Below are 20,048 nucleotides of genomic sequence, written 5' to 3'. Positions count from 1 at the left end.
CTTGGCTCTATGTTAACCGATGTTAGCCCATCCAGTATGTTACTCAAAAAGATTTTAAGGGCCTCAAAAACCCCTAATAAGGATAACTAATGAAACAGTTTACTTTAAAAGCGGGTGAGATAGTGAAGATTAATGGCATTCCAATCGCCTTGGTTGAGGACGCCATTTTCGAAACTCACGAAAGCAACATGAGCGTTATTTTTCCAACTCAAAACAAACAGGATAAAGGTCATGAGCAAAGTAGTTCCAATAAACCCTAAGTGCACACAACCAAAGCCAGCTTATACCCCAACACCGAGAGCCGCGTAATGCGTTCGCCTTTCGTGTATTGGCTAAAGCGTCTTGTGCGCAGTTTTAAGCACGAATTCAACACCGATTGGCAGTTTCGCTTATCGGTAATTGTTTTACCCATTGTGGTTACCGCAATGGTGCTAATGGCGAATAACAGCTATTGGCTAAATAGGTTCCTGCAACCCTGAGTATTTGCCTACGCGGTTTGTAGGCGTTTTTTATTAGCGTTTTTGCCCTGTGCCGAGGTGATAAAACGATGTTGGCTTTGAATTAGTCACGCGTAAAGGCCGCTAGAGGAAGTCATCAGGATAGAGCGCTAATCAAAATTTAACAAAAGGAAAGAAAATGAACGACAACGATATTGAAAATGAAATTCAGGAAAAAGGCTTAACTGCACCGCGTGTAACACCTGAAATCATTGAGAGCAAAATTAAAGCAGAGCAATACCATATTTTCCCCGGCACCACATTTACCGCTTGCCTTTTGACGCTTGAAAACGGGTTTACGGTTCTTGGTGAGTCAGCTTGCGCCAGCCCTGAAAACTTCGATGAAGAAATAGGGCGCAAGATAGCGCGTGACAACGCTAAAAACAAAATATGGGCGCTTGAAGGCTATTTGCTGAAAGAGCAGCTAAGTAAGTAATTCAAAAGCAGTAGCGTTTTGTGCAGCGCTTAACCGTCCTGAATGTACCGTCTGAGCCTATAACCTCCGGGGCAAGGACATTCAGATAAACGATGCACTAGCCAGGGGTTTTACTTAGTTTTCCCCCAATGGGGTAGCAGACCTGAGCTGCCGGCGAGAGATAAGGGTGACACTTGGAGAGACAAGACTACAAGCCCCTTAATTGGGGTTAAGTCGGTGAAAGCGCAGTGCTTTCGTTAATAACAACAAAAGGGAACTGAAATGCGAAAAATTTTAGTTATTGGTGCAGTTATTGGCTTAGCCGCCGCGCTTGCTTCTTCTGGTCACGCCGAAATGGTTGATCAGATTGAATCGGTGGAAGTGGTTCAGGCCAAAGACTTTGTTGAATCAAAGTTTGCAATTACCCCTATCGATGCGCCCGAAGTAGAGCGCATTGCCTTTGCTGTTGGCTATGAGCCAGTGGTAAAGGTTAATTATGTAGAAGTTGAACTACCCGCTGGCGAGTCTACGAAGCTCGCTAACGTGAGATCTGTAAATATACAAGTGCCAGGTGATTACCGCCTTACACATGAAGTGGGTTGGCGCTTCTAACCTACAGACAATATTCAGAGTCATTAAAACCAAAAACCCTGCCTAGTCGCGGGGTTTTTGGGTGAGAGTGTTTCGTTGTTTAGTAGCGGCTGTTTAAGTTTAAAAACATCTGCAAACGATGACATTTATCTGGCGGCAGTAGCTTAACTGCTAAACACCGTCCAAGGGGTGTGTCTCCCTTGTCACCGAAAAGACCGTGGTTGCCCTCACCACGATTAAGGAACGAGGGCGTTTTGAGAATGGCTGCTTGCCCTGTATATGGGCCGGTAAAGGCGTAGCGAGGGCCATTCATCAAAGCGTTATTGCTGCTGGCTGTGGGCGAAACGAGGGTGCCCACTATAAACCCCACGGAATTGACCGACAAAGCTATGGGCCAGAGAACGTTCGGATAAGGCATGGCACCGGCAACGCTTTCTAGTATCGGTAACGGTAAGTAATAGGGCTTATTCATCCGAGTTGGCGCCAAGGTGACAACCATGGCCGCGCCTACTGCGAAAGTGTAGGGCGTTTTGAGAAGCTTGCGTAATGGTTCGGGTACGCTCCGATTCACAATGATTGACCAGGCGAAGGCAATCTACCAAGCAGGCTTCATCAAAGCGTTATGCGGATTGAGCATTCTCAGTCGGCGCTTTAACTGGGTGACGCAGTATATCGGTCTGATGCTTACGGAATAACGAGGTAGCGCCGTAAGTGTTGATCCTACCTAGTCGGTCAAGCGTGAAGCGCTAATCACGTTAACCCCGACCAAGCAGGCTGGGAGGTCTGCTACCAATAACACTCACAAATCAAAATGTGATTGTTTCAGGCAATAAAAAACCCCGCCAGGCGTGGAAACCAAAAAGCGGGGTTTGAAGATTAACTTCGAGGAAGAGTATGAGCGATTTAATTAAGTTTGACAACCCAAATTACACCATATGCGCTAAAGGCCACTGTGTAGCGATTAGAACTAACCAGCTAGGCAAAGTTATGCACCTCACCGCTGACGAAACGCTACGGCTCATTGCGGAGCTAGAAGCAACCCTTAATAAACTGGCAGAGGTGAAAGCAAATGGGTAGTCAGGCAGAAAATGTTTATCAGTTTAAAGGTAGAAAACCTATGGGGGAAGGAAACGGCTTTGTTCTTATGTATCAAAGCATCGATACGCAGCCGTGGAGTAACGATCCTTTCTGTATGCTTGTCGCACCTTTCCTAATCAGAAAAGCCGCTTACAGCGCTCATGAGAGGCAATACGGCAAGCACATCATTCAGCTTGAAATAGGCCAGTACGTAACAACACTTCTCAACCTGGCAAAATCATCGGCATTGTATGGCTTTTACACCAAGTCAAAAAACCCCGATGAAGCCGCTAAGAGTGCCGTTAAGCGAGTGCTTAAAATACTGTCTGAAGATGGGTTCTTAGAGTGCAAAACAATCGGCAAAGGTAAAGACCAATGTACGGTGATAACGCTTAAAAATTGGGCAAATTATCAGGCTAAAAATGTATCGGTTTTAAAACCGATAAGAGAACCGTTAGAAAAACCGATTGAAACCCAAGCAGGGCAAGGCGTGGAGCAAGACTCAAAACCGAACCCAGAACCGAAACCAAGCCCTAATACCAACAAGGGATATAAACAACAAATAAAAGACAATGCAGACCCAGAGGCTCTGCGCATTGAAAAAATCAATGAAGTTCGAGTGAAAGGGTTTGAGCATTTTTGGGAGTCATGGCGCGAAAGCAAGAAAGCCATCGGGGTAAATCAAAAGCCACCCAAAACCCACACCTATCAAAAGAATTTTATGAAAGCATTTCCTGATAGCTACATGAAAAAAATCGGGCATAAGGGGTTCATCAAGGAAATTAACGATATGCTAAACCTGATGAGCGAGGCATTCTCTGATATCGAATCGTGCCAAGCGCAGGGCAAGCGTTCAGATTTTGAAAACTACGTGAGCATGTTTCCAGCGTTGTTCCTCACTCGCAAGCAGTGGAGGGAAGAAGCATGAGTCACGCTGAAAACCTTCGCATACCACCTCACAGCCCAACTGCTGAACAAGCTGTGTTAGGCGCAATACTTAACAACAATGATTTGCTTGATGCGGTTACGCCAATTCTTTCTGAAGATGATTTTTATAGCCGCTCGCACCGCTTAATTTATTGCGGCATTGCTGAGATGCTTGGTTCAGGCCGAGCAGTAGACTTGATCACATTGCCAGAGTTTCTTAGTCACAAAAATTGGATTGATGATGTTGGTGGCGACACCTACGTTTACGAGTTGGCTCGCAGCGTACCGTCAACAGCAAACCTAATGACTTACACCAACACTGTTCGCAATCGCTCTTTACAGCGCCAGGCTATTGCAGCAGCGCACGATATACAAGAGCAATGCTACAACTCAGACGGTTCAGATGTAATTGAAATTCTGGGGAATGCGGAAAAGCGCCTTGGTGATGTATCAGAGAAACTTTGTACAAATGAAGCTGATTACTCTATTCATGCCGCCTTGCAGACAGCCATTGACGAACTTGAAACGCGCATAAACTCAGGTAGTGAAATTGCGGGTATCTCAACTGGGTTAAGCGACCTAGATAATAAAATTAACGGGCTAGAGCCCGCCGATATGATTGTTCTAGCAGCAAGGCCTTCGATGGGTAAAACAACCCTAGCAATGAACATGGTAACAACGGAAGCTATTCGCGGTGGTAAACCAATTGTTTTCAGTATGGAGATGCCACGCCAGCAGCTTATCTACAAAATGATTTCATCCCTTGGCCAAGTTTCAATTGCAGATATACAGCGTCCTAGTAACTCATCCGGAGGTATGACAGACGAAAAATTCTCGAGAGTTTCATCTGTAATGTGCCAGTTGAAACAAACACACCTTTCAATTGTTGATGATGCTTACATGACCATCCCTCGAATGCGCTTAGAATTGCGCAGATACCAAAAGAAGCATGGTAAACCAACACTGATAATGGCTGATTACCTTCAACTTATTCGCGGCCATAGAAAAACAGACAACCGAGTGAACGAAATCAGTGAAATTAGCCGCGACATTAAAGCGTTGGCCAAAGAGTTTGATTGTCCGTTCCTTGTGCTCAGCCAACTATCTCGCTCCCTTGAAAGCCGAAACAACAAAAGGCCCATTAACTCAGACCTACGCGAGTCTGGGCAGATTGAGCAAGACGCGGACAAGATAATTTTTATCTATCGCGATGAAGTTTACAACGAGAACAGCCAAGACAGAGGCCTAGCTGAAATCATCATAGGCAAATGCCGTATGGGTGAAATTGGGATGGTAGGTTCTGTTTTCCGTGGTGAGTACAGCGAGTTCAAACCACTCGCTAACCGCCAGATTGTGGGTGATGTGCCAGCGCCTAGGCAAACTGTTAGAAAGTTTGAGGGGTAACGCAGCATGACTAACATAGAAAAAGCGATCGCTTTCAGCAACGGCGAGTGGAGAACCACCAAAGAACTCGCTGAACACCTTGGCGATAGCAGACCAAGTAACACGCTAAAAAGCTTGCAGAACAAAAACGGCGTCACATTTGAAGCTGATCACAATGAACACGGTAAAACCATTCGCTACCGGGCTAGTTTTATTGAAAACCATTCGCCAGTTGAAATCGCAAAGGCGAGAAAGGCTAAGGGCTTACTGTTCGGTTTGGAGTCAATCAGCATTTTAGGTGGTGCAGCATGAGTAAATACAAGGTTATTTACGCCGATCCACCTTGGGCGTTTAACAACAAGAAGACAGGCGGTTCAATGAAGTCCGGCGCTTCACAGCAATACGATGTAATGAGCCTTGAAGATATGAAGCAAATGGACGTTAAGAGCCTTTGTGATGATAACTGCTTGTTGGTTATGTGGTACGTAGGCGCAATGCCAGATGAAGCGCTTGCACTAGCTAGAGCTTGGGGCTTTAGGGTAACAAATATGAATGGCTTTGTATGGGATAAAGAAACCAAACACGGCAAAGACTTTTTTGGAATGGGCCATATTACTCGCGCTTCCACTGAGTCTGCATTAGTGGCCGTGAAAGGTAAAACCTCCACGCTCATTAAAGACCGCTCTATTCGCTCACGCATCCGCGCAAAAGTAACAGGTCATAGCGCCAAGCCAAACGAGTTTCGCCACGCTATTGAAAAGCTGTGCGGTGATGTACCTCGCTTAGAAATGTTTGCCAGAACGCAATCGCCAGGCTGGGAAGTGTTCGGTAATCAAGTTGACGAAAGCATTCAGATAGGCAGCAAGGAGCAAGCAGCATGAACTTAGAACAGATGAAAGAATCACGGGCATTACGCATTAAGCGAGAAACGCAAAGCGAAGAATTGCAAAGACGCAAACTGGCAAGAGAAAAAATCGAAGAAAACCGCCTTATGGCATCTTGCCCACTGTCAGAAGAAGAGCGCCTATCACGCGAGATAGATGCGCTAATGAGTGAGGTGGCGTAGTGAAAGGCCAGTTCCGAATCATCAATAGCCAGCATTCACTAGATAGCGCTATACAAGAAATACGCAGCACTTGGGAATTGGCAAAGTGGCTGATGATGCAGCTTACGACCGAGAAGCAGCGCAGTCAGTTACAAAACAATTCACTTCATCTTTGGTGCAATCAGTTAGCGCAAACGCTCAACGAATTAGGTTATGACGTAAAGCGCTTCATGGCTGAAGTATCACAACGCTCTGAAGTGCCATGGTCAGGGGGTAGCGTGAAAGAGCTAATTTGGCGCCCAACTCAGCTTGCTTACATGGGCAAGACCTCAACAACGCAAGCCAGCACTAAGGACTATGTAGTTATCGGTGACATTATCAATAAAGCCATAGGTGAAAACATGGGGATCTATGTGCCTTGGCCTAGCAAAGAGAATATGGGAGCAAGGCAGTGATTACACCAACAAGAACGGTTTGTTATGTGATTCACGAAAAGCCAGGCCATGAAGAGTGGGTGAGATTTAGCGTTAGGCAGTTTATGAGATGGGATGACTTTGGATGGTTGGGAGATATCAGGCGAATCATAGTTAGGGAAGAGCTTCTATGAAATCACGCCGTTGCTCACACTGCAAAAAGAAAGGACCACAAGAGGAAATGCTACTTAGGCAGCTAAAAGCTTTTTGCAATCAAGAGTGCTTTATAGGGTGGGCGGCAGCTAACGTTTCTAAACTGGCTAAAGAGGGGCGAAAAATTGAATCGAAGCGACTCAAGGCAAAGAAAGAGAAGCTTAAAACAAAGGGCGAACACCTTCGGGAAGCACAAACTGCCTTCAACGCCTATATCCGGTTACGGGATGAAAAAGAGCCGTGTATCAGTTGTGGTAGGTATCACACTGGGCAAAACCATGCTGGGCACTACCGAAGTGTAGGCAGTGCGCCAGAATTGCGCTTTGAAGAAAGCAACGTGTGGAAACAATGTGCCCCCTGCAATAACCATCTATCAGGCAATTTAACCAACTATCGCATTAATCTCATTAAAAAAATCGGACTCAAAAAAGTGGAGTGGCTAGAAGGCCCACACGAACCCAAACGTTACACCATTGAACAAATACAAGAAATCAAATCGCATTATCGCAAGCTATACCGCGAAATGCTTAAACAAAACGCGGCATAAGCCGTGCGCTAAGGTGAAATGATGGCAGCGAAGAAGATTACACACGAAGAACTGCGCGAGGAACTGCGAGCAGGCAGAACGGCAACGGAGATAGCTAAAGCTTACAACATGACACACAGCGTAGTGTTAAGGCGCATTAAGGCACTGAAGGCAACAGGTTACGACCCTGCTAACGATAGGGATTATAACAACCCTGAAAACCAATTAGTTTCTGGCTACTCAACCTTAGTTCGCCACAAGCACAAAGATGATAGCAGCACAGGTCGCGTCATGGAGTGGGTAAAAACTAATGTACACATTAGCAAACAGGTAGAAACCGCTGGCGCTATTGTTGAAAGCATGATTGCGGATGTTAAGCCTTTGCCGGTTATCCCCTTTGAAAACAAAGTTGCCACCTCTGACCAATTCACCGTAATTCCAATTGGCGATCCGCACATTGGCTTAATGACGTGGAGCAAAGAGGTGGGCGAAGATTGGGATTTAAACATTGCAGACCGCGTATACCGCAAAGTCTTCAAGCGCTTGCTATCAAATCTACCCGATACCGAAGAATGTGTTTTAGTTAATACGGGTGATTTCTTCCACGCCGATAACATTCAAGGTGAAACCAGCCGCAGTAAACACAAGCTTGATTTAGATGGGCGTCACGGTAAATGGCTCGATGCTGGCTTTGTCATTATCCGCATGTTTATCGATGCCTGTTTGCGCAAATACAAGAAAGTCGAGTTCATCAACGTGCCAGGCAACCACGATGATATTTTAGGTCGTGCTATCGGCTCTTACGTATGGCAGCTTTACCGCGACAATCCGCGCATTAATGTGCAAAAAGGTGATAGCCCCTTCCAGTACGTTAAACGCGGCAAAGTTCTACTTGGCTTTGCGCACGGCCACACATGCAAGCTTTCCTCACTGCCTGGCAAGATGGCAGATGATCAATACAAGCTGTGGGGTAAAACCACATACCGCCACTGGATATGTGGGCACGTTCACCACAACTCATGGACACAGTTTAAAGAACACCCTGGCTGCAAAGTCGAGACAGTTGGCATTATCCCCCCAAAAGACGCTTACGCGCACGGTGGCGCATACGGCGCAGACCGAGGCATTCAAGGCATCATCTTTGATAAGAAGATCGGCTACTCACCTAAACGTATTGAAGAAACGGTAAGGAGTACGGATTAATGAGCGCTCTAGTTATCTTCATCAGTCAATTCTCAGTGGTGTTCTTGCTGGGTATTCAAAGTCAGATGGTAAGGGATGCAAATTGCATTGGTGCCGCAGTGGGCAGTGTGCTTATTGGGTTTAGTCAGTTCTTTGTATTTTCTATCATAGGCGGGTTAGCGGCAGGGGATATGTTTACGCCGGAGGGAATAGCATTTATGACTTCAGGGCCATTAGCAATAGTAGCATCTATTAAAACTCACCCATACATGGTGAAGCACGTTTTTAAGGGGCGTAAATAATGATTATCGGTTTAACTGGCAAGGCCCGAAGCGGTAAAGATACGGTAGCTGAGCACTTAAAAGAGGCTTACAAGTTTCACCACTATTGGTTCAGCAAGCCGATGAAGGAAGCCGCCGCGTCAATATTTGGCTGGGATGCTCGACACTTGTATGGCGGCCTGAAAGAAGAAGTCGATCCGCTTTATGGCGTTTCACCTCGCGTAGCACTTCAAACGCTAGGAACTGAATGGGGCAGAAACTCTATCAATTCAGACTTATGGATATTACGCGCACAAAAAGAAATGGAGCAGCACACCAATATAGTAATTAGTGATTGTCGTTTCGATAACGAAGCTGAAGCAATCATTGAGGCTGGCGGCATCGTTATTGAAATATCAAGAGAGAGCGCTAATCAAGTAGCCGCGCATTCTTCAGAAAGCGGAATAGGCAGCAAATTGATTAACTATCACATTGAAAATAACGGCACGCTCACTGACCTATATCGTTCAGTGGATAATTTTCTTATTGATGCTATTGCAGCGTAAAGGTGAATCACTATGTCACACCCAATCAGAGAAATAAGCAAAATGACAACGAAATCAAAGCAGATTGACGGTATGGGGTTTGGTGGTATGGCTCCTGATGTGAATGAGGTTGCTGGCGCACTGGCAATGAAGCATCCCGATACGGGTAACAAGTTAAACCGCCATGCGTATTACTTAGCCAGGTTATTGTATGCTGATGATAGAAGTTCTCGCGTTCATGTTAAAGCCGGTGTAATGAGCGTAATGATAGAGAAAGAGATTGATTTGCCTGATGTGTCAGTAGCCAAGCTAATCAATTGCGCTATCCAAGAAATCCAATCGCCAATCATGCGCCTAAACCGTAAGACGGGCGAGCAAGAACTTAAACCAACCAGTAAAAGCGAAATATGCCGCAGGCTAGGCATTAAGGGTAATAAGCTTCCGGTTAAAATAGAGGATGCTTACAACGCGATACTTCAGCAGTTATTTGAATGGAACAGTGAAGCATTGAGCCACGTTAACGCAGCTATGAGAGAAGATGAAGCGGCATGAATGAGCAATTAATAGCAAGTGCGATTTTAGCGGCAGCGTATGTAGTCTTTGCTCCGATGCTACTAGTTATATTTAATCCAGTATGCAATGGGTTTAAGGAAGATTACAAAGAAGCTTTCATGGGCTTTCATCTCATAATGTTTTTCCTTGGGGGGTGTGTGAGCATTGTGCACGGCATATTTTGGGCGCTAGGTGTGCTTTTGGAGCAAGCAGCATGAGTAATGATAAAAAGGGGCGTGACCTAAGTGATGATGAGTTTTGGAGGCGTTTAGAGAAGCGAGCAGCAAAGCTCCATCAAGAGGGTGGCTTGAAGTATGACGAAGAAAAAGAAACAAAGAAAATCATGGAAGAAACTGGCATGAGCTTTTATCAGGCGCGTGAAATGGTGAGGGATGCGGCTCCCCATAACCAAGAGTATAAACATAGGAAGCCTGAGGGTATGTCTTGGGGAACTTACTGGAAGTGTTATTAAAAATAAATTTAAAATTATTTTATAATTTGTGTTGACAAATAAAAAATAGAGGTGTATCTTTAACTCATACCAACGAGGTATACCGACTCAGCGGAACTGAGAATTTGAGGAAAATAAAATGAACAACTTAAACGGAACTGAAAAACAAAATGCATGGGCCACTGACATTATCAGTAATAAAGGCGGCCTGGATACCATCGTAGATGGTGAGCGCAAATCTCTTTTCATTGAATTTGCATCAGCTGAGTTCATCATTGACAATCGTAACTACGCGCTCGATGCAATGATAAATCTCTTTTTTAACCCGCTTATCAGTCACGCGTTAAACATCGAATCAGCATTTGGCATCGAGGAAGATTCAGACGAATGGTTTGATAAAGAAGATGCGCTTGACGATCTCCCTGAGGCGCGCAAAGTAGTTAAATATTAATCACAGGCCCGCTAATTGGCGGGCTTTATTATGGGGCTTCAAATGATGAATAAACTTACTATCGCTCAGTTTGTCGAACATTTAAATGATTATGGGTTGACAGAATACACTCAGAAATCACAGATTATTACAGCCAAAACCGCGGATAGCCACGGCATCGTAATCGAGGAAGACGAAGAGATTCTTTGCACAGGTGAATCTGTTTGTAATTTTTTGGCGAATTATCCAGATTTTGATTTTGATAAAGAGGTTGACCCTAACGTTGTGAGTAAATGCATTAATGCAATGATTGGAATGGATAGCAGGCCACACCATAACGCGGGCCGTAGAAATGCGGCCAAGCCAGAATCAGAGAAAGCCACGGCAACGATACACATGCGTTGTCATCCAGATGATAAGGCGCTAATCGTTCGTAATTTAAAACCAGGCGAAACCATTGCCAGCTTTATGATTGGGGTAGCCGTTGAAGAGGCTGAAAAACGACAAAATCAGTAGTTGACTCACTGACGAGCTTTGCTTAATATATCCCCATACTAGCATTAATTCACTCAAAGCCCTGACCTAACCAGTCGGGGCTTTTTCGTTTCTGCCGGAAAATTATGAATTATCACGCCACTATCGAGCAAATCAAACGCCACGAGGGGTTGGAGTTGCGCCCGTACAAATGTACTGCTGGCAAATGGACGATTGGTTATGGCAGAAACCTAGAGGATAACGGCATTAGCCCCAGCGAGGCAGAGGAAATGCTACTCACTGATATGTGTGAGGTTGAGGAGCAACTTTTCAACGAGGGTTTACTTGATGGGTTAAACGATGCGCGTAAAGCAGTCCTCATTAACATGGGTTATCAGCTTGGCGTAAGTGGGCTATTCAAATTCAAAAACATGATTGCCGCACTCGATAGAAAAGAATACGAACTCGCTGCAAAAGAAATGCTTGATAGCCGATGGGCGAAACAGACGCCCAATCGGGCTAAAGAGTTAGCAGACCAAATGCTAACAGGTGAGTTTCAATGATCATTAATTTCAAGCCAATAAGCCAACTCCCTACCGTGCCAGAGAGTGACTACAGCCCTGAAGTGTTGCTTTACAGCTCTTGTGATGGTTATCACCTATCTCATGCCTTCTTTTGTCCGGTAAGCGGCGAGTTTCAGCACTTTGCCGACTTTACAGAAAGAAAAATAGAAAACCCGAATAATTATAAGGCTTGGGCATTTTTGACGGGCGAACCAGAGGTGATTAGATGAACTGGTCAGACTTAGGTAAAAAGGTTGCTGATGTAGCGCCTTTACTTGGCACCGCTTTGGGCGGTCCGGTCGGTACTGGCATTGGTTCAGTAGTTGCCGCTGCTTTTGGCACTGGTAACAATCCTGATGATATAGCCAAAGCTATTGATGCTGATATTAATTCGCACCTAATACTAAAAGAACTGCAGTTAACGCACAAGCAAAAGCTTGAAGAAATCGCGCTAGAAACTACACGAGCGGAATTGCAAGATAAGCAGAGCGCACGAACCGCTCACAAAGATAGCAAGATGCCTGCAGCAGTGACCATTGTTATGAGTATCTTAGCCACGCTTTACGGCATTGGCCTTTTCTTCATTGAGTTCCCTGATTCAAACAGAGATATGATTAACTACTTCGGCGGCCAGATGATCACATTATGGGTCGCCAGTGTTGTGTATTGGGTTGGCACGACTCGCTCAAGCAGTGATAAAACAAAAATGATGGCTGCTAGAGGTTAGAATGAGCAATGAAAAGTTTCACATTGAGAAATCAATCTCAGTCGGTCACATACTCACCACACTGGTTCTGATTATCGGCGCGTTCACGTATTTCACTGATTTTGATAAACGCATATCAGCCACAGAGCAGGAAATACAGTTCATCAAAGCGCAGCGGGTCGAGGACGCGAGGCGCATAGAGAAACGATTAGACAGTATTGACGCAAAGCTAGATAGAATCCTCGAAGGCAGTAACAACTAATGACCACTAAGAAGCTGACAGCAAAGCAAGAAATGTTTGTCAGTGAGTATCTAAAAGACCTCAACGCTACACAGGCCGCAATACGCGCAGGGTACAGCGAGAAAAGCGCAAGAGATGCAGGTTGTGAAAACCTTACAAAACCCAACATCCAAGAAGCTATCGCAAAAGGTAAAAAAGAGCGCCTAGAAGATAACAAGGTTGATGCTAACTACGTACTCAAACGCCTTATTGAAATCGATGAAATGGACGTGTGCGAAATTTTAGATAATACGGGCAACTTCAAGTCTATCGTTGAGTGGCCTAAATGCTGGCGTAGAACAATCTCAGGCTTAGACATTCAAGAGATAATGAATGGCGAAGTTGAAACCGTGATGCGCAAAATAAAATGGCCTGACAAAGTGAAGAACCTAGAGCTATTAGGTAAGCACATTGATGTACAGGCATTTAAAGAACAACACAAAGTAGAAGGTGAAATAGACATGGTTTCACCACTACTTGCAGCACGTAAACGATTAGAAGCCGCTAAAAAGTAAAGTATGGAAAACCCTGAAGTAGAACTCGTTAATGATATTGCTGAGTTTTACGCAGACCCGCTCGGTTACGTTTTATACGCATTCCCCTGGGGTGAGAAGGGTGGGCCACTAGAAGACTTTGATGGCCCTGATAAATGGCAGCGCGAACAACTCTTATCTGTTGGCAAAGCCATTCAAGACGACCCCGAAACCACGATTCAGGAGGCCATTGCTTCAGGTCACGGTATCGGTAAATCAGCAGAAACTAGCTGGATTATATTGTGGGCAATGAGTACCCGACCTCACCTAGCAGGCTGGGTTACTGCAAACACTCAGTCGCAACTTAAATCAAAAACATGGCGTGAATTATCGGTGTGGCACAAGCGCGCTATTAACGCGCATTGGTTTGAGTGGACAGCGACCCGTTTCTTTCATGTAGAGCATCAAACTACGTGGGGGCTAGACGCTATACCATGGAGCGAACATAACTCAGAAGCCTTTGCAGGGCTACATGCTGAATACGTTCTTATGATTATGGACGAGGCATCAGCAATAGCCGATGTGATTTGGGAAGTTGCTGAGGGCGCTATGACAACGCCACGCGCAATGTGGTTCTGTTTTGGTAACCCAACAAGAAACACCGGCAGATTTAGAGAGTGCTTTAGGAAATACCGCCATCGTTGGAATGGGCGCAAGATTGACTCGCGCACATGTAAAATGACCAACAAATCAAAATTGAAAGAGTGGGAAGACGATCACGGCGTTGACTCTGACTTCTTTCGCATTCGTGTTCGTGGTGAGTTCCCTAACTCAGACGTAAATCAGCTAATAAACACGCTGGCGATTGAACGAGCAGCAAAAACGAAGCAACTCGTATCCGGCCCGTTAAAAATTGGGGTTGACCCTGCTAGATTCGGTGATGATGAAACCTCAATCATTCGCCGCAGGAACCGCAGCGCATATAAAGTTAAAAGCTACAAAGGGCTTTGTACGATGACGCTAGCAGGTATCATCGTAAACATTATCAAAGAAGAAAGTCCTGACCAGGTTGCAATTGATGTGGGCGGATTAGGTGCTGGCGTTTACGACAGATTAGTTGAGCTTGGTTACAAAGATATTGTTGTTGCCGTTAATTTTGGCGGCACTGCTAACGACCCCGAGCGCTATTACAACAAACGCTCTGAAATGTGGGGTGAAATGAAGGATTGGATTGAGGACGATGTGCTTCCTGTCTCCATTCCCGATGATGACATGCTGCAAACCGACCTAGAAACACCGCTTTACTCTTATGACTCAAAAGGGCGTCTTGTTCTAGAGAAAAAAGACGACATGAAAAAGCGTATCGGACGCAGCCCCGACAAAGGCGACTCGCTGGCCCTCACATTTGCCGAGCCGATTAAAGTTAAGAAAAAACAAACTTCCGCACCCACTCACACTGTCATTGATTCGACCACAGGTTACTAATGCAATCAGAAGATTTACAACAGCAGCCTCTTTCTGAAGAGGAGCTTGCAGCCGAGCGCGAAAAAGCCGAACTCGAAATGGCAGAGCGTTTGAGTGTGTTTGGTACACGCCTATCACGCACCGCAGAAGAACAGGCGCAGAAACGTGCTACCACTGAGCAACGCTGGCTAGAAGACTTACGCCAATATCACGGCAAATACAGCGAAACCGAGCAAAGCATATTAAAAGACTCTTCGGGCAGTTCTGTTTTTGTAAACATTACGCGCAATAAAGCCAATGCTGCTGAAGCGCGCTTGCAAGATATGCTATTTCCTACTGATGATAGGAATTGGTCCATCAAACCCACACCCGTTCCTCAGTTAGATGATTTAGAGAAGCAAGGCGCAGAAGTCGCAGAGCAGGCAAGGGCAATTAAACGCCTAGCCGAAGAGCGCTGCGAAAAGATGCAGACTGAGATTGACGACCAGTTAACCGAGTCGAAATATCAAGCTAAGGCGCGAGATATGATCCACGACAAGGTGGTATTGGGTACTGGCGTTCTGAAAGGGCCGGTTATCGTTGGACGCACTAAGCAGCGTTGGGATACGGATGAAAGCGGCGTATCGATGCTGTCAATCAGTGAAGATTTACGCCCTGCCGTAGAGCATGTATCAATTTGGGATTTCTACCCTGATATGTCGGGCGCTGATGAATTTACATTCGAGCGGCACCGTTGGTCAAAGCGCCAACTGCGTGACTTCGCTAAATTGCCTGGTGTATTGCAACAGCAATTACAAGTAGTGGCTGGACTCGGCAAAGGCCAAACCTCCATACTCGACAGAATGAACGATGTGCGCTCGATAACGGGCCTCGATTCAATCAGTCAGTCGAATTACTACGAAATTTGGGAATATCACGGCCCCATCAAAAAGCGTGAGTACATCGATGCAATGACAAGCGCAAATGAGCCGCTTGATGATACTGAGATTGATGAACTTAACGATGAAATTGAAGCCGTGGTGTTTTTCTCTGGCAACCATGTGCTTAAAGTCGTGGTTAACCCGATGGATACGGACGAGCGCCCTTACAGCGTATCGTGTTGGGAAAAAGACGATGCCAGCCCGTTTGGTTTCGGCATTCCTTATCTATTACGCGACAGCCAAAAGATTTTAAACACCGCATGGCGCATGATGCTCGATAATGCAGGGCAGGCGGTAACCGACCAGATTATTGTTAACCAAGAGATTGTTGAACCGGTTGATGGTAGATGGACCCTAGGCCCCAAAAAGATTTGGAAACTCACCGACCCAGCGAGAAACGTACAAGAAGCGTTTGCGGTATTTGAAACGCGCTCACATCAAGGCGAGTACGCCAATATTGCGCAAATGGCCCGACAGTTTATTTCTGAAGAGTCAGCCATGCCGGATATTGCATCAGGCGAACAGGGGGATGCGACCAGCACAGCCAGCGGCATGAATCTTCTCATGAACTCGGCCAACATCGTATTACGTAGAGCCGTGAAAAATTGGGATGATGATATCACTGAAACACTAATCCCACGTTTCTACGACTGGAACATGCAATACAGCAACAAGCCTGAGATTAAAGGCGATTTCAAAATTAATGCGCGAGGCAGTTCAGCACTGCTAGAAAAAGAGCAGTTAGCCGACAAGTTAATGATGTTCGCTAACCTCACCGCGCAAAACGAAGAGCTTTCCATGCGCCGTGATTGGGTAGGCTTTGACCAAGAGCTATGCAAAGCGCTCGGCATTCAATATGAGCCGGTCACGCTCTCTGATGAAGATATCGCGAAGAAGCAACAGGAAATGGCGCAGCAACAGCCACCGCCTGACCCCATGGCGCAAGCCAAGCAAGCCGAAATGCAAATCAAACAACAAGAGCTTCAACTTAAAGCGCAAGAGTCACAGCAGAAAGCACAGCGCGAAGACGCCAAGCTTCAACTTGATGCTCAGATGCAACAAGCCAAGCTTCAGCAAGAGTATGAATTAAAAATGGCTGACATTGCCGCTCGCGAGAATATTACCGTAGCGCAATTACAAGCCCGTATTCAATCTGATGCCATGCGCGACAAGACAGCGCGTGACACTGCCGCTGCCAAGGTGAGCATTGAAACCGCCAAGACCAATTTACAAGCCCAAAACCTCAATAAAGGGTACGACACCTTCTGATGAAAATCGATATCCACTCTGATACCTGGGCGCTATTAACTGACACGCTAAATGCTGAACGCAGTAAAGCCGTGAAAAACCTGATTGCAGATAGAGACAGCGACAAACAGCGTGGCCGCATTGACCTGATTGACCAACTTTTAAAACTGCCTGATACGCCCAAGCAAGCGCCTATCAAGCAAGATACTTACCTCTAGCCGCTAACTAGCCGCAAAGGAAAACAACATGACTGATGAAATCGCAAACGTAGATGATAGCGAATATGAAGACGCATTTAATGAAATGGCTGGTGATGCCAGTGAGGACATTGAAGCACCTGAGCCAGAATCAAATGGCGGGCAGGAAAGCGCAGGCACTGATGAAAGTGAAGCGGAAGAGCCGCAAGAGCCTGATGAACTCACCAAGCTCAAAGAAGAAAACCAGCGCCTTCAGCATCAATTTAATTCAGTGAATGGCCGCGTATCAGCGTATCAGCGCCAAGCTGAACAGTACAAGCAACAACTAGAACAGCGCCAACAGCCGCAAGTCGGTGACAATCCGCAAGGCTCTGGCATGAGTGATGAAAAGTGGGAGCAGTTAAAAGAGGACTATCCCGATATCGCTGAAGCCATGGAATCGCAATTAAACGGCATTCGCTCGCAATACGAAGGTGAACTGACACGCATCAAAGGCGAAGTGGAGCCGCTTAAACAGTATCAGCAGCAAGCGCAGCAAGAGCTACACATTAGCTCTCAGATGCAAGCGTTAGAATCACAACACCCTGATTGGCGTGATGTAGTGCAAACTGACGAGTATGGACAGTGGCTACAAACGCAACCGCCAAGCGTTCAGGCACTAATGGAATCAACCGATGCGCAGGATAACATTTTCCTGCTCAATACATTCAAAGCCACTCGCGCCCCACAAGCGCCAGTGCAAAACCCTGTCATTAGTAAACGTGAGCGACAGCTAAGACAGTCTCAAACCGTTCCTAGTCGCTCAACCAAAGGTGGGCAAAACGACATCGCTGATGATGATTACGAAGCCGCCTTTAATTATTACGCTGAAAAGTAAATAAGTAAGCCGCACCCTCTGCCGCTGAAATAAACGCTTTTCAATAACCCTTAACCCTTACCCGAAACAACCAACTTCAATAGACGACCAACTAGCCAAGAGCCGCGAAAGCCGCTCACACGGGCTGCGCTTGTCCTCTGCGAAAACGGTTCAACGGTTTTTATCTCGTTTAACTCAATTCAATTTGGATAATTATTATGCCTAATACTACTTTCTCTGGCTTATCGCAGCGTACAACTGCGTGGGCTGTAAAAAATATGCTTGACCATGCGCGCCCTATCGAAGTGCTTGCGCAATACGGTATGACACAACCCGTTCCTAAGAACACTTCGGACACACCAAAGTTTCGCCGTCCTATCCCTCTTCCATTAGACACTATCACTACACCACTGACTGAAGGCGTGTCACCGTCCAAGCGTGCAATGCAGTATGAAACTGTGCCTGCGCAACTGAAGCAGTACGGTGATGTAGTGGGTATCACAGACCGCGTGCAAGATATTGCAGAAGATCCGGTGCTGAAAGATGCAACGGAACTCTGTGGTGAGCAAGCCGCAGAAATGAAAGAGCTGTTGTTATGGGGCGCTATCTGTGGTGGTTCAAACGTGTACTACGCAAACGGCACGGCTCGCAGCGCGGTAAACACCAAGCTTACTACCACGCTACAACGCGCTGTGGTTCGCCATCTTAAAAATGAGCGCGCCAAGAAGGTCACCAGCAAAGTGTCATCTACTGTGAAGTACGGCACTGAGCAAATTGCGCCAGCGTTCCTAGCGTTTGCACACACTGACTGTGAAGCGGATATTCGTGAAATGGCAGGCTTTGTACCGTGCGAGAAATACGGCTCAATGGAAGCATTGCCGCATGAAATCGGCAAGGTTGAAGATGTGCGCTACATCTGCTCGCCGGTTCTTAACCCATTCGTGGGTGAAGGTAGCACAACTGCTAACGGCATGGTTCAGTCAGATGGCTCAAACGTGGACGTATACCCTGTGGTTTACATCGGCAAAGACGCATTTGGTCACGTTGCATTGCGTGGCTCTAAAGCGTTCTCGCCAATGGTTGTGAACCCTGGCACCGCGTCAGATTCTGATCCGCTAGGTCAGCGCGGTTCAGTAGGTTGGAAAACTTACTTCGATGCGTTGATCTTAAACCAAGCATGGCTATGCCGTGTGGAAGTCGGTATCACCGACCTCGCATAACACCTAATCACTAAAGGGGCTTAACGGCCCCTTTTTTTGTGTCTATCGGTTAGCCAGCCTAACCCATGTACATAACCCTCCCTTGGAGCAAATAACAATGAGCGATATCAATATCGACGCGCTAAGCGCAGCAGAACTAAAAGAACAACTTGATGCGTTAGAGGCAGACTACAACCCAAAAGCCAACGCGGAAACCCTGCGTAAAAAGCTAAAAGAAGCACTGGGTAAAGATGATGCAGACAACGCCGATAACGCACCACTTGAAGGTGAGTTGCAAAGTAAGTTTGTTGAAATCATGTTTCAAAAAGACAAAGACGATAAACAGCCGGTTTACGTGGGCGTAAATGGTAAGTCATTCCGTTTTAAGCGCGGTGAACGCGCGAAATGCCCTCGCTACTTACTGCCAACCATAGAGAACATAAAAAAAGACGTGCTTGATGAAGACACGATGGAAACCATCACCATCCAGCCTTACGCCTATCAGGTTCGCGAGGTACGCTAGTGAATTTTCTTGAGTTGTGTCAACGTGTGAGGCAAGACGCTGGCGTATCGGGAGAAGGGCCGACAGCCGTTACCGGCCAATCAGGCATTCTCTCTCGTATTGTGTCGTGGGTAAAACAAGCTAACAATGAGATACAACTCAAAAATAAAGACTGGCGTTTTCTGTGGGCGCAGGGTAGCGGTAACACTATCAAAATGGTGGGGGAGTATTTCCCTGCCGATTTTGGCTTAGTCAAACCGCGCAGCATTGCTACGTTTCGCTACAACACCAAAACGCTTATTGAGCGTGATTGGGATTGGTATCAGCGTGAAGTGAAGGCCGCAGGCAAAGATGATGAACACGGTATACCGACCTACTTCATTGTTCGCCCTGATGAAAAGATATTGCTGTTTCCTATACCAGCCGAAGTTGGCACCGTTACGATTGATTATTACCGTAAGCCGGTGCAGTTGGTCAACGGTGTAGATAAACCCCTTTTGCCCGAAGAATACCATGAAGCTATTGTATGCCGCGCGCTGATGCTCTATGCGCACTACGAAGAAGACACCTACCTATTTCAAGTGAAGTTGGCCGAGTTTAATCAATGGATAAACCTCATTAGCCAAACCGAACAACCGCAAATCACTTTCGAGTAAGCC

General features: G+C 46.1%; 34 protein-coding genes. 33 read left to right on the top strand and 1 reads right to left on the bottom strand.

Translation table 11 applies throughout. The features are described from left to right. The first annotated feature begins 89 nt into the window (after positions 1 to 89). From JC525_RS09105 to JC525_RS09090, 4 genes are all read left to right on the top strand, one after another. A complete protein-coding gene (locus tag JC525_RS09105) occupies positions 90 to 260 on the top strand; it encodes a hypothetical protein (protein ID WP_198815551.1) in 171 nt (56 codons plus the stop codon). Between the two features lie 48 nt (positions 261 to 308). Continuing rightward, positions 309 to 479, top strand: coding sequence for a hypothetical protein (locus tag JC525_RS09100; RefSeq protein ID WP_198815550.1), 171 nt, complete (start codon positions 309 to 311; stop codon positions 477 to 479). A 157-nt stretch (positions 480 to 636) separates the two neighbouring features. Further along, positions 637 to 933, top strand: a complete 297-nt coding sequence (locus JC525_RS09095; RefSeq protein ID WP_198815549.1) for a Gp49 family protein — start codon at positions 637 to 639, stop codon at positions 931 to 933. Positions 934 to 1,194: 261 nt separating this feature from the next. After that, positions 1,195 to 1,524, top strand: coding sequence for a hypothetical protein (locus JC525_RS09090; RefSeq protein WP_198815548.1), 330 nt, complete (start codon positions 1,195 to 1,197; stop codon positions 1,522 to 1,524). A gap of 79 nt (positions 1,525 to 1,603) precedes the next feature. On the opposite strand, the gene JC525_RS09085 is transcribed toward JC525_RS09090, so the two are convergent. Continuing rightward, positions 1,604 to 2,002, bottom strand: coding sequence for a hypothetical protein (locus JC525_RS09085; protein ID WP_198815547.1), 399 nt, complete (start codon positions 2,000 to 2,002; stop codon positions 1,604 to 1,606). Positions 2,003 to 2,397: 395 nt separating this feature from the next. Between JC525_RS09085 and JC525_RS09080 the strand changes: the two genes are divergently transcribed. The 29 genes from JC525_RS09080 (at position 2,398) to JC525_RS08940 (ending at position 20,045) form a co-directional block, all read left to right on the top strand. Further along, complete coding sequence (locus tag JC525_RS09080) at positions 2,398 to 2,580, top strand: hypothetical protein (protein WP_198815546.1); 183 nt, start codon at positions 2,398 to 2,400, stop codon at positions 2,578 to 2,580. After that, a complete protein-coding gene (locus JC525_RS09075) occupies positions 2,573 to 3,508 on the top strand; it encodes a hypothetical protein (RefSeq protein ID WP_198815545.1) in 936 nt (311 codons plus the stop codon). Before JC525_RS09080 ends, JC525_RS09075 begins: the two co-directional genes overlap by 8 nt. Next, on the top strand, positions 3,505 to 4,911 hold the full coding sequence (dnaB, locus tag JC525_RS09070; protein WP_198815544.1) for a replicative DNA helicase: 1,407 nt from the start codon (positions 3,505 to 3,507) through the stop codon (positions 4,909 to 4,911). Before JC525_RS09075 ends, dnaB begins: the two co-directional genes overlap by 4 nt. A 6-nt stretch (positions 4,912 to 4,917) precedes the next feature. Further along, positions 4,918 to 5,202, top strand: a complete 285-nt coding sequence (locus JC525_RS09065) for a hypothetical protein (protein ID WP_198815543.1) — start codon at positions 4,918 to 4,920, stop codon at positions 5,200 to 5,202. Then, positions 5,199 to 5,771 carry an MT-A70 family methyltransferase gene (locus JC525_RS09060; RefSeq protein ID WP_198815542.1) on the top strand — a complete coding sequence of 191 codons (573 nt, stop codon included), beginning with the start codon at positions 5,199 to 5,201 and terminating at the stop codon, positions 5,769 to 5,771. The genes JC525_RS09065 and JC525_RS09060 overlap by 4 nt, the downstream gene beginning before the upstream one ends. Further along, on the top strand, positions 5,768 to 5,956 hold the full coding sequence (locus tag JC525_RS09055; RefSeq protein WP_198815541.1) for a hypothetical protein: 189 nt from the start codon (positions 5,768 to 5,770) through the stop codon (positions 5,954 to 5,956). Before JC525_RS09060 ends, JC525_RS09055 begins: the two co-directional genes overlap by 4 nt. Beyond that, the gene (locus JC525_RS09050) at positions 5,956 to 6,390 is read left to right on the top strand and encodes a hypothetical protein (protein ID WP_198815540.1); all 435 of its coding nucleotides are present in this window, start codon (positions 5,956 to 5,958) and stop codon (positions 6,388 to 6,390) included. The genes JC525_RS09055 and JC525_RS09050 overlap by 1 nt, the downstream gene beginning before the upstream one ends. Then, positions 6,387 to 6,542 carry a hypothetical protein gene (locus JC525_RS09045; RefSeq protein ID WP_198815539.1) on the top strand — a complete coding sequence of 52 codons (156 nt, stop codon included), beginning with the start codon at positions 6,387 to 6,389 and terminating at the stop codon, positions 6,540 to 6,542. Before JC525_RS09050 ends, JC525_RS09045 begins: the two co-directional genes overlap by 4 nt. After that, positions 6,539 to 7,108: a recombination protein NinG gene (locus tag JC525_RS09040; RefSeq protein ID WP_198815538.1), complete on the top strand. Its 570-nt coding sequence runs from the start codon at positions 6,539 to 6,541 to the stop codon at positions 7,106 to 7,108. The genes JC525_RS09045 and JC525_RS09040 overlap by 4 nt, the downstream gene beginning before the upstream one ends. Before the next feature lie 21 nt (positions 7,109 to 7,129). Then, positions 7,130 to 8,290, top strand: a complete 1,161-nt coding sequence (locus JC525_RS09035) for a hypothetical protein (RefSeq protein WP_198815537.1) — start codon at positions 7,130 to 7,132, stop codon at positions 8,288 to 8,290. Beyond that, entirely contained in the window at positions 8,290 to 8,571 is a 282-nt protein-coding gene (locus JC525_RS09030) for a hypothetical protein (protein ID WP_198815536.1), read from the top strand. The genes JC525_RS09035 and JC525_RS09030 overlap by 1 nt, the downstream gene beginning before the upstream one ends. Next, a complete protein-coding gene (locus JC525_RS09025; RefSeq protein ID WP_198815535.1) occupies positions 8,571 to 9,095 on the top strand; it encodes a deoxynucleotide monophosphate kinase family protein in 525 nt (174 codons plus the stop codon). Before JC525_RS09030 ends, JC525_RS09025 begins: the two co-directional genes overlap by 1 nt. Before the next feature lie 12 nt (positions 9,096 to 9,107). Further along, a complete protein-coding gene (locus JC525_RS09020; RefSeq protein ID WP_198815534.1) occupies positions 9,108 to 9,626 on the top strand; it encodes a hypothetical protein in 519 nt (172 codons plus the stop codon). Continuing rightward, a complete protein-coding gene (locus tag JC525_RS09015; RefSeq protein WP_198815533.1) occupies positions 9,623 to 9,844 on the top strand; it encodes a hypothetical protein in 222 nt (73 codons plus the stop codon). The genes JC525_RS09020 and JC525_RS09015 overlap by 4 nt, the downstream gene beginning before the upstream one ends. Beyond that, positions 9,841 to 10,098, top strand: a complete 258-nt coding sequence (locus tag JC525_RS09010; RefSeq protein WP_198815532.1) for a hypothetical protein — start codon at positions 9,841 to 9,843, stop codon at positions 10,096 to 10,098. Before JC525_RS09015 ends, JC525_RS09010 begins: the two co-directional genes overlap by 4 nt. A gap of 118 nt (positions 10,099 to 10,216) precedes the next feature. Beyond that, the gene (locus tag JC525_RS09005; RefSeq protein WP_198815531.1) at positions 10,217 to 10,528 is read left to right on the top strand and encodes a hypothetical protein; all 312 of its coding nucleotides are present in this window, start codon (positions 10,217 to 10,219) and stop codon (positions 10,526 to 10,528) included. A 42-nt stretch (positions 10,529 to 10,570) separates the two neighbouring features. Then, positions 10,571 to 11,023, top strand: a complete 453-nt coding sequence (locus tag JC525_RS09000) for a hypothetical protein (RefSeq protein ID WP_198815530.1) — start codon at positions 10,571 to 10,573, stop codon at positions 11,021 to 11,023. Positions 11,024 to 11,127: 104 nt separating this feature from the next. Further along, positions 11,128 to 11,544 carry a glycoside hydrolase family protein gene (locus JC525_RS08995; RefSeq protein ID WP_198815529.1) on the top strand — a complete coding sequence of 139 codons (417 nt, stop codon included), beginning with the start codon at positions 11,128 to 11,130 and terminating at the stop codon, positions 11,542 to 11,544. Then, entirely contained in the window at positions 11,541 to 11,774 is a 234-nt protein-coding gene (locus JC525_RS08990) for a hypothetical protein (RefSeq protein WP_198815528.1), read from the top strand. Before JC525_RS08995 ends, JC525_RS08990 begins: the two co-directional genes overlap by 4 nt. Beyond that, positions 11,771 to 12,271: a hypothetical protein gene (locus JC525_RS08985; protein ID WP_198815527.1), complete on the top strand. Its 501-nt coding sequence runs from the start codon at positions 11,771 to 11,773 to the stop codon at positions 12,269 to 12,271. The genes JC525_RS08990 and JC525_RS08985 overlap by 4 nt, the downstream gene beginning before the upstream one ends. Before the next feature lies 1 nt (position 12,272). Beyond that, entirely contained in the window at positions 12,273 to 12,512 is a 240-nt protein-coding gene (locus tag JC525_RS08980) for a hypothetical protein (RefSeq protein WP_198815526.1), read from the top strand. Beyond that, a complete protein-coding gene (locus tag JC525_RS08975) occupies positions 12,512 to 13,045 on the top strand; it encodes a terminase small subunit (protein ID WP_198815525.1) in 534 nt (177 codons plus the stop codon). Before JC525_RS08980 ends, JC525_RS08975 begins: the two co-directional genes overlap by 1 nt. Positions 13,046 to 13,048: 3 nt before the next feature. Then, the gene (locus tag JC525_RS08970; protein ID WP_198815524.1) at positions 13,049 to 14,488 is read left to right on the top strand and encodes a terminase; all 1,440 of its coding nucleotides are present in this window, start codon (positions 13,049 to 13,051) and stop codon (positions 14,486 to 14,488) included. After that, complete coding sequence (locus JC525_RS08965) at positions 14,488 to 16,656, top strand: cell envelope integrity protein TolA (RefSeq protein ID WP_198815523.1); 2,169 nt, start codon at positions 14,488 to 14,490, stop codon at positions 16,654 to 16,656. Before JC525_RS08970 ends, JC525_RS08965 begins: the two co-directional genes overlap by 1 nt. Then, the gene (locus JC525_RS08960; protein WP_198815522.1) at positions 16,656 to 16,853 is read left to right on the top strand and encodes a hypothetical protein; all 198 of its coding nucleotides are present in this window, start codon (positions 16,656 to 16,658) and stop codon (positions 16,851 to 16,853) included. Before JC525_RS08965 ends, JC525_RS08960 begins: the two co-directional genes overlap by 1 nt. 28 nt (positions 16,854 to 16,881) lie before the next feature. Then, positions 16,882 to 17,709 carry a hypothetical protein gene (locus JC525_RS08955; protein ID WP_198815521.1) on the top strand — a complete coding sequence of 276 codons (828 nt, stop codon included), beginning with the start codon at positions 16,882 to 16,884 and terminating at the stop codon, positions 17,707 to 17,709. 197 nt (positions 17,710 to 17,906) lie between these two features. Next, positions 17,907 to 18,908 carry a N4-gp56 family major capsid protein gene (locus JC525_RS08950; RefSeq protein WP_198815520.1) on the top strand — a complete coding sequence of 334 codons (1,002 nt, stop codon included), beginning with the start codon at positions 17,907 to 17,909 and terminating at the stop codon, positions 18,906 to 18,908. Positions 18,909 to 19,005: 97 nt separating this feature from the next. Beyond that, positions 19,006 to 19,410, top strand: coding sequence for a hypothetical protein (locus JC525_RS08945; RefSeq protein WP_198815519.1), 405 nt, complete (start codon positions 19,006 to 19,008; stop codon positions 19,408 to 19,410). Beyond that, a complete protein-coding gene (locus JC525_RS08940) occupies positions 19,410 to 20,045 on the top strand; it encodes a phage adaptor protein (RefSeq protein ID WP_198815518.1) in 636 nt (211 codons plus the stop codon). Before JC525_RS08945 ends, JC525_RS08940 begins: the two co-directional genes overlap by 1 nt. The last annotated feature ends 3 nt before the right edge of the window (positions 20,046 to 20,048 follow it).

The organism is Alteromonas sp. IB21, from assembly GCF_016405965.1.
GTDB lineage: Bacteria > Pseudomonadota > Gammaproteobacteria > Enterobacterales > Alteromonadaceae > Alteromonas.
The sequence above is the reverse complement of the archived record's forward strand: the minus strand, read 5'-3'. Positions and strand labels throughout refer to the sequence as shown.

Excerpts from the sequence above, each read along its gene's own strand:
- JC525_RS09105 (WP_198815551.1), top strand. The coding sequence starts at position 90 with ATGAAACAGTTTACTTTAAAAGCGGGTGAGATAGTGAAGATTAATGGC.
- JC525_RS09100 (WP_198815550.1), top strand. The coding sequence starts at position 309 with ATGCGTTCGCCTTTCGTGTATTGGCTAAAGCGTCTTGTGCGCAGTTTT.
- JC525_RS09095 (WP_198815549.1), top strand. The coding sequence starts at position 637 with ATGAACGACAACGATATTGAAAATGAAATTCAGGAAAAAGGCTTAACT.
- JC525_RS09090 (WP_198815548.1), top strand. The coding sequence starts at position 1,195 with ATGCGAAAAATTTTAGTTATTGGTGCAGTTATTGGCTTAGCCGCCGCG.
- JC525_RS09085 (WP_198815547.1), bottom strand. The coding sequence starts at position 2,002 with ATGGTTGTCACCTTGGCGCCAACTCGGATGAATAAGCCCTATTACTTA.
- JC525_RS09080 (WP_198815546.1), top strand. The coding sequence starts at position 2,398 with ATGAGCGATTTAATTAAGTTTGACAACCCAAATTACACCATATGCGCT.
- JC525_RS09075 (WP_198815545.1), top strand. The coding sequence starts at position 2,573 with ATGGGTAGTCAGGCAGAAAATGTTTATCAGTTTAAAGGTAGAAAACCT.
- dnaB (WP_198815544.1), top strand. The coding sequence starts at position 3,505 with ATGAGTCACGCTGAAAACCTTCGCATACCACCTCACAGCCCAACTGCT.
- JC525_RS09065 (WP_198815543.1), top strand. The coding sequence starts at position 4,918 with ATGACTAACATAGAAAAAGCGATCGCTTTCAGCAACGGCGAGTGGAGA.
- JC525_RS09060 (WP_198815542.1), top strand. The coding sequence starts at position 5,199 with ATGAGTAAATACAAGGTTATTTACGCCGATCCACCTTGGGCGTTTAAC.
- JC525_RS09055 (WP_198815541.1), top strand. The coding sequence starts at position 5,768 with ATGAACTTAGAACAGATGAAAGAATCACGGGCATTACGCATTAAGCGA.
- JC525_RS09040 (WP_198815538.1), top strand. The coding sequence starts at position 6,539 with ATGAAATCACGCCGTTGCTCACACTGCAAAAAGAAAGGACCACAAGAG.
- JC525_RS09035 (WP_198815537.1), top strand. The coding sequence starts at position 7,130 with ATGGCAGCGAAGAAGATTACACACGAAGAACTGCGCGAGGAACTGCGA.
- JC525_RS09030 (WP_198815536.1), top strand. The coding sequence starts at position 8,290 with ATGAGCGCTCTAGTTATCTTCATCAGTCAATTCTCAGTGGTGTTCTTG.
- JC525_RS09025 (WP_198815535.1), top strand. The coding sequence starts at position 8,571 with ATGATTATCGGTTTAACTGGCAAGGCCCGAAGCGGTAAAGATACGGTA.
- JC525_RS09020 (WP_198815534.1), top strand. The coding sequence starts at position 9,108 with ATGTCACACCCAATCAGAGAAATAAGCAAAATGACAACGAAATCAAAG.
- JC525_RS09015 (WP_198815533.1), top strand. The coding sequence starts at position 9,623 with ATGAATGAGCAATTAATAGCAAGTGCGATTTTAGCGGCAGCGTATGTA.
- JC525_RS09010 (WP_198815532.1), top strand. The coding sequence starts at position 9,841 with ATGAGTAATGATAAAAAGGGGCGTGACCTAAGTGATGATGAGTTTTGG.
- JC525_RS09005 (WP_198815531.1), top strand. The coding sequence starts at position 10,217 with ATGAACAACTTAAACGGAACTGAAAAACAAAATGCATGGGCCACTGAC.
- JC525_RS09000 (WP_198815530.1), top strand. The coding sequence starts at position 10,571 with ATGATGAATAAACTTACTATCGCTCAGTTTGTCGAACATTTAAATGAT.
- JC525_RS08995 (WP_198815529.1), top strand. The coding sequence starts at position 11,128 with ATGAATTATCACGCCACTATCGAGCAAATCAAACGCCACGAGGGGTTG.
- JC525_RS08990 (WP_198815528.1), top strand. The coding sequence starts at position 11,541 with ATGATCATTAATTTCAAGCCAATAAGCCAACTCCCTACCGTGCCAGAG.
- JC525_RS08985 (WP_198815527.1), top strand. The coding sequence starts at position 11,771 with ATGAACTGGTCAGACTTAGGTAAAAAGGTTGCTGATGTAGCGCCTTTA.
- JC525_RS08980 (WP_198815526.1), top strand. The coding sequence starts at position 12,273 with ATGAGCAATGAAAAGTTTCACATTGAGAAATCAATCTCAGTCGGTCAC.
- JC525_RS08975 (WP_198815525.1), top strand. The coding sequence starts at position 12,512 with ATGACCACTAAGAAGCTGACAGCAAAGCAAGAAATGTTTGTCAGTGAG.
- JC525_RS08970 (WP_198815524.1), top strand. The coding sequence starts at position 13,049 with ATGGAAAACCCTGAAGTAGAACTCGTTAATGATATTGCTGAGTTTTAC.
- JC525_RS08965 (WP_198815523.1), top strand. The coding sequence starts at position 14,488 with ATGCAATCAGAAGATTTACAACAGCAGCCTCTTTCTGAAGAGGAGCTT.
- JC525_RS08960 (WP_198815522.1), top strand. The coding sequence starts at position 16,656 with ATGAAAATCGATATCCACTCTGATACCTGGGCGCTATTAACTGACACG.
- JC525_RS08955 (WP_198815521.1), top strand. The coding sequence starts at position 16,882 with ATGACTGATGAAATCGCAAACGTAGATGATAGCGAATATGAAGACGCA.
- JC525_RS08950 (WP_198815520.1), top strand. The coding sequence starts at position 17,907 with ATGCCTAATACTACTTTCTCTGGCTTATCGCAGCGTACAACTGCGTGG.
- JC525_RS08945 (WP_198815519.1), top strand. The coding sequence starts at position 19,006 with ATGAGCGATATCAATATCGACGCGCTAAGCGCAGCAGAACTAAAAGAA.